General features: G+C 56.9%; 12 protein-coding genes and 1 riboswitch. Of the genes, 8 read left to right on the forward strand and 4 right to left on the reverse strand.

Annotated elements, in window-relative coordinates; translation table 11 throughout:
- Positions 1 to 6: 6 nt before the first annotated feature.
- The 4 genes from BN1190_RS01895 to BN1190_RS01910 form a co-directional block, all read right to left on the reverse strand.
- Positions 7 to 1,200 carry a bifunctional 3,4-dihydroxy-2-butanone-4-phosphate synthase/GTP cyclohydrolase II gene (locus BN1190_RS01895; RefSeq protein WP_040285345.1) on the reverse strand — a complete coding sequence of 398 codons (1,194 nt, stop codon included), beginning with the start codon at positions 1,198 to 1,200 and terminating at the stop codon, positions 7 to 9.
- A gap of 16 nt (positions 1,201 to 1,216) precedes the next feature.
- Positions 1,217 to 1,861, reverse strand: coding sequence for a riboflavin synthase (gene ribE, locus BN1190_RS01900; RefSeq protein WP_040285346.1), 645 nt, complete (start codon positions 1,859 to 1,861; stop codon positions 1,217 to 1,219).
- Positions 1,862 to 1,863: 2 nt separating this feature from the next.
- The gene (ribD, locus tag BN1190_RS01905; RefSeq protein WP_040285636.1) at positions 1,864 to 2,958 is read right to left on the reverse strand and encodes a bifunctional diaminohydroxyphosphoribosylaminopyrimidine deaminase/5-amino-6-(5-phosphoribosylamino)uracil reductase RibD; all 1,095 of its coding nucleotides are present in this window, start codon (positions 2,956 to 2,958) and stop codon (positions 1,864 to 1,866) included.
- 121 nt (positions 2,959 to 3,079) lie between these two features.
- Positions 3,080 to 3,225: riboswitch (FMN riboswitch) on the reverse strand.
- Positions 3,226 to 3,282: 57 nt separating this feature from the next.
- Positions 3,283 to 4,053: a PAS domain-containing protein gene (locus BN1190_RS01910; protein WP_040285347.1), complete on the reverse strand. Its 771-nt coding sequence runs from the start codon at positions 4,051 to 4,053 to the stop codon at positions 3,283 to 3,285.
- Between the two features lie 602 nt (positions 4,054 to 4,655).
- On the opposite strand from BN1190_RS01910, the gene BN1190_RS14955 reads away from it, so the two are divergent.
- From BN1190_RS14955 to BN1190_RS01945, 8 genes are all read left to right on the forward strand, one after another.
- Positions 4,656 to 4,811, forward strand: coding sequence for a hypothetical protein (locus BN1190_RS14955; RefSeq protein ID WP_179860730.1), 156 nt, complete (start codon positions 4,656 to 4,658; stop codon positions 4,809 to 4,811).
- Between the two features lie 112 nt (positions 4,812 to 4,923).
- Positions 4,924 to 5,271, forward strand: a complete 348-nt coding sequence (locus BN1190_RS01915; RefSeq protein WP_040285348.1) for a rhodanese-like domain-containing protein — start codon at positions 4,924 to 4,926, stop codon at positions 5,269 to 5,271.
- A gap of 391 nt (positions 5,272 to 5,662) precedes the next feature.
- Positions 5,663 to 7,324, forward strand: coding sequence for a ribosomal protection-like ABC-F family protein (gene abc-f, locus BN1190_RS01920; protein ID WP_244898657.1), 1,662 nt, complete (start codon positions 5,663 to 5,665; stop codon positions 7,322 to 7,324).
- Between the two features lie 112 nt (positions 7,325 to 7,436).
- Entirely contained in the window at positions 7,437 to 7,961 is a 525-nt protein-coding gene (locus BN1190_RS01925) for a sigma-70 family RNA polymerase sigma factor (RefSeq protein ID WP_244898658.1), read from the forward strand.
- Positions 7,954 to 9,120, forward strand: a complete 1,167-nt coding sequence (locus BN1190_RS01930) for a hypothetical protein (protein WP_040285351.1) — start codon at positions 7,954 to 7,956, stop codon at positions 9,118 to 9,120. The genes BN1190_RS01925 and BN1190_RS01930 overlap by 8 nt, the downstream gene beginning before the upstream one ends.
- A gap of 135 nt (positions 9,121 to 9,255) precedes the next feature.
- Entirely contained in the window at positions 9,256 to 9,990 is a 735-nt protein-coding gene (locus tag BN1190_RS01935) for a hypothetical protein (RefSeq protein WP_040285352.1), read from the forward strand.
- A 65-nt stretch (positions 9,991 to 10,055) separates the two neighbouring features.
- Positions 10,056 to 11,498 carry a protein adenylyltransferase SelO gene (locus BN1190_RS01940; RefSeq protein WP_040285353.1) on the forward strand — a complete coding sequence of 481 codons (1,443 nt, stop codon included), beginning with the start codon at positions 10,056 to 10,058 and terminating at the stop codon, positions 11,496 to 11,498.
- A 281-nt stretch (positions 11,499 to 11,779) separates the two neighbouring features.
- On the forward strand, positions 11,780 to 12,994 hold the full coding sequence (locus tag BN1190_RS01945; protein WP_052461645.1) for a multidrug effflux MFS transporter: 1,215 nt from the start codon (positions 11,780 to 11,782) through the stop codon (positions 12,992 to 12,994).
- Positions 12,995 to 13,127: the final 133 nt, after the last annotated feature.

Here is a 13,127-nt window from a genome sequence, read left to right on the forward strand (position 1 = left end):
TGCCTCCTAGACGGTCAGCAGATGACCGAGTTTTTCAGATTTCGTTTCCATATATGCTTTGTTCTCCGGCAGCACCGGCAGCTCGATCGGCACCCGTTCGGTGATCCGGATGCCGCAGCTTTCGAGGCCGTCCAGTTTGCGCGGGTTGTTCGTCAGCAGACGGACATCCGAAATACCGAGATCCTGCAGGATGCCTGCCCCTGCGCTGTAGTCGCGCAGGTCATCGGCAAACCCAAGCGCTGCGTTCGCTTCGACCGTATCGAGGCCCTGTTCCTGCAGCTCGTATGCTTTCAGCTTATTGATAAGCCCGATGCCGCGCCCTTCCTGCCGCAAGTAGACGAGCACCCCCCGTCCTTCGGCTTCGATCTGTGCAAGGGCGGCATGCAGCTGGGGGCCGCAGTCGCAGCGGGCCGAGCCGAAGATATCGCCGGTCAGGCACTCGGAATGAATCCGTGTCAGGACAGGACCGCCAGCCGTTACGTCCCCCTTCACAAGAGCGACGTGCTCCTTGCCGGTCGACGGCTCGGTATAGCCGATCATGGTGAACGAACCGAATGACGACGGCAGTGCAACCAGCGCCTCCCGCTGGACGGCCCGCTCGTGCTGTCGCCGGTAGGCCACCAGGTCCTCGATGCTGATGAATTTCAGGTCCTCCGCATCCGCGAGCCTCCGCAGCTCCGGCACGCGGGCCATCGAGCCGTCGTCGTTCATGATTTCGCAGATGACGGCGGCCGGTACACTGCCGGCAAGACGTGCCAGGTCGACAGAGGCTTCCGTGTGGCCGGTCCGGGCGAGAACACCTCCATTCCGCGCGACTAGCGGGAAGACATGGCCAGGCCGCCTGAAATCGGAGGGCACCGATGCTGGATCAAGAATTTTCAAAATCGTTTCCGACCGTTCGAACGCACTGATACCTGTCGCCGCCTGGGCATGGTCGATACTGACCGTGAATGCTGTTCCGTGGGCATCCGTGTTCCGATCGGTCATCATTGGCAGACCGAGCCGGGCGGCGTGACGTTCCGTGATCGGCGTGCAGATGAGACCGCGGCCTTTCGTCGCCATGTAGTTGATCATTCCGGGGGTCGCATGCTCGGCGAGACAGACGAAATCCCCTTCGTTTTCACGGTTTTCATCATCCGCGACAATGACCGCTTTCCCTTGCCGTAAATCCTCAATTGCAGATTCGATCGAATCGAACATCCTGATCATCCTTTCCTCACTTGAATCCGTGCTGTTCCAGGAACGAGGCGGTCAGCGGCTGTTTTGCAGGATCCGCGGGGACCACCATCTTCTCCGTATATTTCGCCAGCATGTCGAACTCGACGTTGACCCGGTCCCCCGGTTTCCGGTCGGCCAGCACTGTCGCTGAACGCGTATGCGGGATCAGCGAAATGGTGACCGTATCGTCCTGCACATTGAAAATCGTCAGCGACGTGCCATCGAATGCGATCGAACCTTTCGGCAGCACATAGGCACGGCCTTCAGGCGGCAGTGTCAGCTCCATCACGAGCGCATTCTCCGTGTAAGTACAGTCCCGGACAACAGCTGTGCCATCGACATGACCGGTGACAAAGTGGCCGCCGAACCGGCCATCCGCCCGCATGGCGCGCTCCAGGTTCACCCGGGTGCCGGAACCTGCACGGTGAAGGGAGGTCGCCCGGAACGTTTCGGGCATGATATCCGCGGTGAAGTCTCGGTCGGTAAACCCGGTTACGGTCAGGCAGGTGCCGTTCACGGCGATGCTGTCGCCGAGACGGACATCCGCCAGCACGACGTCCGCTGATATGGTGAGTTCCATCGACTGCCCGGCTGTTTTGACTCGCCGGACGATGCCGATTTCCTCGATGATACCTGTGAACATACTCAGTCACGTCCTTTCCGAACTGCGGTCACTTTCAAATCGGGGCCGATCTGTTCAAACTCCCTGAATTCGAACTCCGCCGCCTCGTCCATGCGGAGCGGGTCTCTGCCGCCGACAGGAGTCAGCGACCCGGATCCGCCCAGCAGCTTCGGTGCGACATAGGCAATGATGCGGTCCACGGCATCCGCGCTAAGGAAGGATGCATTGACCGCTGCGCCGCCTTCGACCAGTAATGTGACAATGCCGCGGGCGCCGAGTTCCTTCAGAACGGCGGGGATCGCGACTTCCGGTTCCGGCAGGCGGATCACTTCCGCATGCGGCACCTCCGCAAGCGCGTTCTCTTTTGAAGAAGGCGCATCACACCCGCAGAAGATCCATACAGGTGCGCTGTTATCCAGCAGAAGCCGGCAATCCAGCGGTGTTTTCAGCTGTGTATCTAAAATCACTCGAATAGGATGAAGTCCGCCTTGGGGCAGTCTGGCGGTGAGAAGGGGATTATCGTGAAGGATGGTATTGACGCCGCAGAGAATTGCATCATGGGCATGCCGAAGAGACTGGACATCGAGCCGGGATTCTCCGCTCGTCACCCATTGGCTGTGCCCCGATGAGGCGGCGATCTTACCGTCCAGAGTCATTGCTGTTTTGATGGTCACATGAGGTTGTTTGGTTCGGATGAAATGGAAAAAAGGTGCATAGAGATCCTGTGCCGCTGATTCACATACGCCGGTCCGGACATCGAGCCCGGCCTCCGTCAGCAGACGGATCCCTGAACCCGAGATGAGCGGATTCGGGTCCTGCGCAGCCAAATAGACACGCCGGACGCCGGCAGCAAGCACGGCCTCCGTACACGGCGGTGTCTTCCCGGTATGGGAACAAGGCTCGAGGGTGACGTAGAGATCAGCTCCCTCCGCAGCCGGTCCCGCCATGTCGAGCGCCACGCGTTCGGCGTGCGGCCCGCCGGCCTGCAGATGGGCACCCATCCCGAGAATACGGCCGTCTTTTACGACGACAGCGCCGACTGGCGGATTCGGGGACGTCTGTCCTGCTGCGCCTGCTGCAAGTGAAAACGCAAGCTGCATATACTGTTCGCTATCCAAAAGGTACAACACTCCCAAGATATGGATTCCTCATGTAACACAAAAAGCCCCGCAAAACAGCTGCGGGGCGGATAAGCATGACAAAATAAGCGTCAGTCAAATGAAAAATTTGAAAAACGCTGAATTCCTTCTCCCATCCAGACTTTCACTGTCGGCTTTGGAGTTTCACCAAATCCACCGTCTGCAAGAACTGCAGCCGGGTCACGGACTGAGGGCATGCCGCCCATCACCGCCGGTAGGGAATTTCACCCTGCCCCGAAGGAATCGTATTCGATTGTCTATGAGTCTAGCACAGCGTACAGGAAGCTGGCAACCGGTTCAGCATCATTGGATCCGTTCAATGGCCTGGCGGATGTTTGCGAATGTCTGAAGCGGTTCTTCCATCGAACCGGCCCTTGCAAGCAATTGCGCCACTTTCGGCGTGATCCCGGTAATGTACAGCCGGGAGCCCATCAGCTTCATCACATCCTGGACGGCAAGGAGGCTGGAGAGGGGAGACTCGTGATCCCAATACAGGCCTGTGATATCAATGATGACATTGTTGACCCCGCGCGACTGGACGAACTCACTGAGTTTCTGGGTCAGGACCGAGAACCGCTGGGGACTCATCTCCCCGATCAGCGAGACGGCAGCCAGGTCATCACGGATCATCATGATCGGCAGCATCAGTTCCTCGATTTCGAGCTCCTTTCCCTCGAGCTCCTTCCGCTGGGCGTATTCGACAGAGACATCCGTCTGGGTTCCGATGAAGAATTCGTGGCCGTCCGCTTCCATTGGTGAGACAGTCAATCGGTTCCAGAACAGCGACCCGTCTTTCCTATAATTCTTCAGCACTACAGTGATCGTTGTTTTGTCAGCGATTGCCTGACGCAGCCTCTCAATTGTGGAGGGATCGGTCTCTGGTCCCTGGAGGAAACGGCAGTTCCTTCCAAGTGTCTCTTCCATTGGGTAACCGGTCATTCGTTCAAACGTCCGGTTCGCATAGATGATCGGGTTGTCAGGCTGTGCCGGATCGGTCACCAGGGCAGCGACCCGGCTGCCATCGAGCATGGCTTCGAGTAATTGATTCTGGGTGGATTGAGGTAATGATTTCATCTTCAACACGTCCTGACTAAGAAGTTTTATTGGTGTGGATTTGATTATTTGGAGTGCCGGCAGCAGACAGACACTCCTATTATTGAGCCGGGTCGTTAATAAGTAGCGTTCAGAGCTGTTCCTATTCTATCATAGCGGGCTGAAAAACGACTGACTTATCTGAACGGAATGTCGGCATGAAGGAAGTACCAAGTCACCGGATCTTCCTGCATTACTTAGGAGCATGCTGCCAAGGGTTATTAACCGGAAAATCATTGCGCATGAATAGCAGTTCCGCGCACTAAATGGTATAGGAATTCTGGATGATTGGAAAGGAAAGATGATTCTTCAGATTCTCTGTAGAAGATGCAGACCGTATCTATAAAGGGGGAATCAGTCATCATGCTGCTAAGAGGGGGTGGAATGAGCCTTCTATTTTCCAGGGAATGTATACACCGATAACTGGAGATCTGCAGACATGCAGGAATCGGGCGATCCAGCTGGCACGCTGCAATCATTGACTATAGATATTGCCAAATACTATGTATGATAGATTCCCGCTGGCCGGAACAGTGAAACTTCGACATACAGGAATCCGTATATACTTACTGGAGGCGATGTTGATGAATGAAGGATATTTCGCAGGGTGGGGGACACTCGCACTTATCAACGCTGTTCTGGCACAAGGAAAGAACCGTTCAGGGCTGAACTGGTTCCTGCTCTCGCTGCTGCTTGGTCCGGTGGCGACTTTCTTCCTGGCTCTGTCGGATAAGAAATGACCTGCAGTCCCGTTTCCTCGCGGGACTTGTTTACGGGAAGATTCAAGCGGATTCATTGATAATGTATACCCCTCAGTGTATATTTGATGAAAAACAGTTAGGGGAGATTGTGATGGGCTGGATTGTGATCCTGCTGGTGATCGGATTGATCGTATGGCGGACCATGCCTGCGAAAGGAGTACGGATCGCTGCACCGGAAGAAGTGAAACCGCTGCTGAAGCAGAAAGGGAATCAATTCATCGACGTGAGGACGCTGGGAGAATATAGCGGCCGGCATGTGAAAGAGTTCAAAAACATCCCGCTGAACGACCTGCCGAAACGTCTCGGAGAACTTGACCAGGACAAGCCTGTCTATGTCATGTGCCAGAGCGGAATGCGCAGCGGCCGGGCGGCAAGTCTGCTGATGAAAAAAGGGTTCTCTGAAGTCATCAACGTCAAAGGCGGTATGAATGCATGGTGATGGGGGAATAAATGTCCGTTTGTCGATTTCCCGGGAAATAGCCTGTCGAATTTGCAGTTATTTCCCGGGAAATACAGAGATTCTGTCGGGAAATAATTCTCCACTTGCGAACTATTCGGTGTTTGGTATACTGGAAAGACCATATGACAGAAAGGGCTGAGGGTGGCGGATGGATAACTGATCTCTGATTTCTCGTAAACGAATGATGGATTCGTACGAAAAACAGGATTGGTCTGTCCATTTCATAGGCTGCCTTCACCCTCAGAGCACCGCACGGTATGCGGTCTGCCCTGCAGCGGGTGCGGCTTATTTGAAGATACCGACAGAACCGATCCTTCCGGAAAATCACGGAGGGATCTTTTTGTGTTCCCTCCAACTAGGAGGAATGGCTTTGAACCGAGGAGTATTTCATCAACTGACAGCCGAATATGGCGACAAAACAATTTTCAGCCGTTTGGCGGCCGAACTGCCGGAAGGTGCAAAAATAGCGATTGTCGGGCCGAATGGCGCCGGCAAGACGACGCTGCTTGAACTGCTGGCAGGCGAACGTTTGCCGGACGCTGGGCATGTCGAGTGGATCGGCCGCAAACCGTCCATCGCTTATTATCGGCAAGAGCAGGAAACGGAGCAGCCCGGAGACTGGTCGAACACGGAACAGTTTGCCCAGGAGAGCCGATGGCATGTGCCGGATGGGACGGCATACAGCAAAGCGAGCGGCGGCGAACGGGTGAAGATGCGTCTTGCGGCGGCATTCGCCGAGCAGGCGGAAGTGCTGTTGCTCGACGAACCGACCAACCATCTGGATGCGGACAGTACTGAACAGCTTATCGATACGTTGAACGTGTACGAGGGGCTTGTTATCTTCGTATCCCATGACCGATATTTCATCGACCGGACCGCGAATCTGGTGTTTGAGCTGGATCACCGGGCACTCAACGTATATGAAGGCGGCTACACGGAGTACCGTCAGAAGAAGGAGCACGAGCGGGCATTGCAGCAGAAGCAGTATGACGAACAGCAGCAGCTGATCCGCGAAACGGAGGAGAAGATCGCACGTCTCGACGAATGGTCGGCGAAAGGGCATGCTTCCTCACGCACCCGCGGAGGCTCGAAGGAATACTTCCGGAAGAAGGTCAAGAAACGGAATGTGCAGATCCGTTCCATGAAGAAACGGCTGGCGGCAGAACTGGAGAAGAACGGTGTGGACGCACCGGAACAGGAGACGGCGGTCTCATTCGATCTGGAAGGGGCGCGGGCGAAAGGGAGACGGGTCCTGGAACTGAAAGGCGCCGGGAAGTCTTTCGGCCACAGAACAGTATTCCGGGATGTCTCCTTCACTGTCCAGGCGGGGGAACGGCTTGCGCTGACCGGCCCGAATGGAAGCGGCAAGACGACCCTGTTCCGGATGCTGACCGGTGAGACGCCATATGACGGCAGCGTCTGGCTGTCGGAGGGCATGACAGTCGGCTATCTCCGGCAGACGGCGTTCGACCTGCCCGATGACCGGACGATGGCGGAATACTTCCATACTCCCTCGTTCGACGAACAGGGGTTGATCCGCATTCAGCTGACGAATCTCGGCTTCACAGCAGATCAGTGGCACCTGCCGCTCGGCGCACTGAGCCAGGGGGAGCGGCTGAAGGTGAAACTGCTCGATTTCATCCGCCGGAAAACCGATGTCCTGCTGCTGGATGAACCGACGAACCATCTGGATCTGCCGTCCCGCGAGGAACTGGAGCGTACGCTGCTGGACTATCCCGGGACGCTGCTGTTCGCCTCGCACGACCGGTATTTCACAGAACGGATGGCGGACGGTCTGCTGCTGTTCGGAGACGGAGCCATCCGCAAAGTGCCATATAGTTTGCAGGAATGGGAAGCCCGGCAAGCTGTTGGCACCAAGCAGCCGATCGAGGCGGATCGGATGCGCCTGGAAACCGAATTACAGGCAGTACTCGGTAAATTGAGCCTGGCGACCGCCGGCAGCCCGGCATATGCTGAGCTCGATCGGCAGTTCAATGAGTTGGCCCGGCAACTGCGAAACCTGAAGCAGTAAGGGCGAAAGTGGGCGGGGAGCATCGCAGCTCCCCGCTTTTTCACGCAAATCAGATGAAAGTGAAACCGGAACACGATGTGCGTTGTCTAACAGACAGAGAGTTGGGGGTGGTGTGTTGGAGAGACTGGAGCGTGACAGGCAGCTTATAGAAGCGATGGATGCTTATGGCGACTACTTGCTGCACGTCGTGCGGGCAATCGTGAAAGATTCATCGAAAGCGGAAGATATCGTCCAGGAGGTGTTCATCCAGTATTACCTGCATACCGATGAATTCGAAAACCGATCCTCCGTCAAAACCTATTTGTACCGGATTGCCATCAACCAATGCCGGAATCTGTTCAAGAGCTGGCATTACCGCAAGTTGGAATTTTCCCGGCAGGCGGGAGCCTGGATCGTCTCCTCAGTGAACCTGGAAGAACAGGCCGCAGTCAAAGAACAACAAGAAGAGATAAAACGGCTGCTGGATCGGCTTCCCTTGAAATATAAAGAAGTGATCTGGCTTCATTATTATGCCGAATTGTCCGTGGCTGAAGTAGGAGAAGTTTTGAAGTGCTCTGCAAATACGGTGAAAACCCGGCTTGTCCGCGGGCGGAAGCTGATGAAAGGATACTTGAAGGAGGGAACCTCTGATGACTGAACAGATCCGCAGGCAGCTGGAAGTGGCCTGCCCGCAAGACGAGGGCATGACCGAGGAACTGAAACAGCAGACTCTGCAGCGGGCACAGAAAAGGTTCGAAGGTGGATCTATGAAACCGCGCCGAAATTTAGTTCCATTGATCACTGGCGCAGCAGCTCTTGTACTGACTGTTTTATTGCTGATCCCGTTCGCTGATCACATGCAGAATAAGCATGCATTCGAAGAAGCCGTCAAACATGAGGTCATCCGGAAAGCGGTGATTCCTGACACGCCTTATCCAGATTTAATTACATCAGTATTTGTAGAGGAAAATGATGAAATCATCCATGCGAAAAGCGACGGAATCTATACGTATTCTATTGTTAACCGGACTGATGAAAAGCTGGCGGATCTTCCATCGGACACACCCTTTTCCAGCGTGACGATCCAAGCGAACGCCCGCTGGCTCGTCTGGGAGACAGACATTCTGCACATTGTGGACCGGCAGACCGGTGATCACCTGGGCCTGGATTCTGTACTCGGCACGCAGCTGCTTCGGGATGATCGGCTGTTCTATATAGACGACATAGAACCGGACGGGCGGGTAATGGCCTATTTCACCAGAGACTTGTTGTCAGGCAAGATTACAAAACTCCATGACTTGGACGGCGTCAGCCACAGCGAACCTCTGGTAACAGGCAATCTGTTTGTAGCCGTGGAACAGCGGGAGACTGCAGAAGGGGTGTTCGTGTATCTGACTGTCTATAACTGGGAGACCAGCAGCCATATGAAGGAAATTAAACTGCAGGCTGCAGACGCCGCGGGTCTTCAGCTGGACGGAAATAGGGTGTACGGCAGGTTCACGGATCAGGCCGGTAAAATGGCTGTCGGCTATGTGGACCTGGACAGTGGAGAGTACCAAGCGACTGCTGCGGCGAGTGACGGGGATTTTGCAGTTCATGGCAGCTATCTCGCCATCAGTCATCCTGACGGTGAGTCGGACACCGTTGCTTTGTATCGGTTGATGAACGATCAGATGGAGTCCCTCAGCCTGCTGGAAGGCTCACCGGACCGGTTGGTGAAACCCCGTTTTACACAATCAGGCCAGCTAATCGTGAATGGGGAAGGACCTGATACTCCGATTTATATTATCGATACAGCCAAGCTGAACGACCAATAAAAGCAGCAGGGGAAGCGGAGAGATCATCTGCTGCTCTTTTTTTGCGAATCGAACGAACTGTCATTTAATAAACACCACTATCTCTTCCCTCTCAGGATATAGGAGACTATCTAGCAAGAAAGGCGGTGGTCGCAGTTGGAAACTTGGATCAGCCTTGTGTTCACAATCGGCTTCATCGTCATCCACCTGCTCTCTAAAAACTTGAAATTCCTGAGCGAAGCGCCGCGCAGCCGGTTCCTGTCCATTGCGGGCGGGATTGCGGTCGCCTATGTCTTCCTGCATCTGCTGCCGGAGCTTAGTGACTATCAGGACGAGCTGCAGGGCAAGCTGAAGGCGAGCCTGCATTTCCTGGAGCACCACATCTATATCATTGCCATGCTCGGTCTGGCCTTGTTCTATGGCTTGGAGCAGCTCGCGAAATCGTCGAAGAAGCAGAATGCCGAGGCGGGACAGGAAGCGAAAGCGTCCGCCGGTGTCTTTTGGCTCCATATCGGATCGTTCGCCCTCTACAACGCGATCATCGGGTACTTGCTGCTGAAAGGCGAGTACCAGAGCCACTGGGGCATGGTCTTCTACTTCACCGCCATGGGAGTGCATTTCATCACGAACGACAAGGGACTTCGTGCGACTCATAAGGAGGATTACGACCGGTACGGGCGGTGGCTGCTGGCGGTTTCCATTTTTGCAGGCTGGCTGGCCGGGGCTTTGTTCGAAGTGAATGACGTCCTGCTGTCCGTGCTGTCGGCGTTCCTTGCGGGCGGGGTCGTGCTGAACGTCATGAAAGAGGAGCTGCCGGAAGAACGGGAAAGCAGTTTTCCGGCTTTCTTTGCCGGATTGGCCGGGTACGCCGTGCTGCTTTTGCTGTTCTGACGGCTGAGCGGGAACCGTGTTATTTTGCAGCATAGCCGGTACGATGTAGTAAAAGAGGTGATCGGATGAAAACAAGCGCAGGATGGAAATTCGATAATACGTACAGGCGTCTGCCTGAGGCATTCTTTGCAGAAGAAATTCCGGAAGAATCGGCAGCCCCTGAAACAGTACTGCTGAACCTATCGCTCGCGGCATCCCTCGGACTTCAGGAGGACGGCCTGACGGCGGCAGTGCTGTCGGGAAGTGAACTGCCGGAAGGGGCGGAGCCGATTGCAGAAGCGTATGCGGGTCACCAGTTCGGGAACTTCACGATGCTCGGGGACGGACGTGCGCTGCTGCTGGGTGAACAGCTGACGCCGGACGGAGGACGAGTGGATATCGGACTGAAAGGATCCGGGCCGACCGCGTTCTCCCGCGGAGGTGACGGCCTGGCGGCGCTTGGGCCGATGATCCGGGAATATATCATCAGTGAAGCGATGCAGGCGCTCGGCATTCCGACATCGCGCTCGCTGGCTGTGACGCTGACGGGGCATGGCGTCCAGCGGGAGTCTGTTCTGCAAGGGGCCGTCCTCCTGCGGACCGCCAGCAGTTTCCTGCGCGTCGGCACATTCCAATATGCAGCAGCCCGGCAGGTGGATGAGGATCTGAAGGAACTTGCAGACTATGCGATCGCCCGTCACTATCCGGAAGCTGCGGCAGCGGACAATCCGTATGAACAGCTGCTTGCCGGTGTCATCGGGCGGCAGGCGAGCCTGATCGCCAAGTGGCAGCTGACGGGGTTCGTACACGGCGTCATGAATACGGACAACATGACGATCAGCGGGGAGACGATCGATTACGGGCCTTGCGCGTTCCTGGACGTGTATGATCCGGACACCGTCTTCAGTTCGATCGATCGCCATGGCCGGTACAAGTACGGCAATCAGCCCGGCATCGCGTCATGGAACCTTGCACGATTCGCGGAAACCCTGCTGCCGCTGCTGGCGGACGATCGGGAGGCGGCCATCCGGATTGCGGAGAGACAGCTCGCACGTTTCGGGACATTGTTCGAACGGGAGTGGCTGCAAGGGATGCGGGCGAAACTCGGGCTGCTGGACGAGCAGCCGGACGATGAAGCCCTTGCCAAAGAGCTGCTTCTGGTCATGAAGGAATCCCAAGCCGACTTCACGAACACATTCCGGGCACTGACCGACAGTGCCATGGAGCCGCCGGCATGGTTCGCGCTTCCTCCATTCCGGGAATGGCGGAACAAATGGGAGGCCCGGCGCAGCCAGCAGCCCGCGGCGGAAGAAGCGATTCGAAACCGCATGCGGACGAGCAATCCGTCCGTCATCCCGCGGAACCATCAGGTGGAGGCGGCGATTGCCGCTGCGGAGCAGGGCGACTGGCAGCCAGTGCATGCGCTGAACCGGGTGCTCGCAGACCCGTATGCCTACTCGGCGGATCAGGAGCCCTTCACAGCCGCTGCCGATCCGTCGGTGCCATACCGGACCTATTGCGGAACCTGAATGGACAGGGAAAGAGGAGATCCTCTTTCCCTGTTTTTTTTGTGCCAGCCAGGATGAAAACCGCCGAACCGCTCAAGCGTAGAGGTGCGGCGCTCAAGATATCCTGCCCACGCTCAAGCAGTATCGGAAACGCTCAAGGAAGACGTTCCGCGCTCAAGACTGCCGCAGAAACGCTCAAGCAACCCAACCCCGCGCTCAAGCACCACTCCCTCGGATACCCGTCATCTATGCTATACTCCGTTCCATGGCCTCTCCATTACATAGCAAAGGATTTGGGATACATGAACACTAACATAGCTGAAAAACCGCCGCTGCCGACATTCTGGCTCGTCGTCCTCCTCGGTTCGCTGACAGCGTTCGGCCCGCTGTCGATGGATATGTACCTGCCCGGGCTGCCGGCTGTGGCGGCCGATATGGGAGCGACGACGTCACTGGTCCAGCTGAGCCTGACCGCCTGTCTGATCGGCCTCGGGGCCGGTCAGCTGCTGTTCGGCCCGCTCAGTGACATCTACGGGCGGCGCAAGCCGCTCGTCCTGACGCTGGCCGTGTACGCGATCGCCTCCCTGCTCTGCGCCTTCTCGGAGGCGATCTGGCCGTTCATCCTCCTGCGGTTCGTCCAGGGGCTCACCGGCGCAGCCGGCATCGTCATCGCCAGAGCCTGCGCCAGGGACCTGTATGCCGGTCACGAATTGACGAAATTCATGGCGCTGCTGTCGATCGTCAACGGGGCGGCGCCGATCCTCGCGCCGATCGCCGGGGGCGTCATCCTGACGTACGCCGACTGGCCGGTCGTGTTCTTCGTCCTGGCGGCCATCGGATTTCTCATGTTTGCCGGGACGGCAGGCTTCCTCCCGGATACGCTGCCGCCGGACCAGCGCGCGGAAAAAGGGGTGCTGGCCGTCTTCAAGACGTTCTCCCGTCTGCTGAAGGACCGCACGTTCATGGGCATCGCGTTGACGCAGGCGTTCATCATGGCCTCGATGTTCGCGTACATTGCAGGCTCGCCGTTCGTCCTGCAGAACATGTACAGCGTGTCGCCTCAGCAGTTTTCCCTGTTCTTCGCGCTGAACGGGCTGGGCATCATCGCGGCCGCACAGCTGACCGGGCGGCTGTCCCACAGATTCGGTGAAAGACGTTTCCTGTTCGCCGGTGTGCTGACCTCGATCGCCGGGGGACTGCTGCTTCTGCTCGCCGTCGCGGTGGAAGGACCGCTCGCATTGATCGCAGCGGCCCTCTTCCTCGTCGTCGCAAGCGTCGGGCTCGTCTCGCCTTCTGCATTTTCGCTCGCCATGCAGCAGCAGGGCCAGTCGGCGGGCAGCGCATCCGCGTTCCTCGGCCTGCTGCCGTTCGTCGGCGGCGCAATCGTGTCACCGCTCGTCGGGCTCGCGGGCGACCAGTCCGCCTGGCCGCTCGCCCTCGTCATCCTCGCCTGCAGCCTGCTCGCGCTTGTGATGTATGGCGGGCTGGTGGGTGGACGGAGAAGCACGTCAGACTGACCATGAAGTCCCCGGTATCGCTGCCGGGGATTTTCTGTGTTCTGTCGTTAAAATCATATTGTCGCGTCTGGCTGATTTTGGTATGGTTGACAATGAGACTGCTGTCCAGCTGCCTGTCTTACTTTTATATGTA

It is taken from the genome of Sporosarcina koreensis, from assembly GCF_000826145.2.
Taxonomy (GTDB): domain Bacteria; phylum Bacillota; class Bacilli; order Bacillales_A; family Planococcaceae; genus Sporosarcina; species Sporosarcina trichiuri.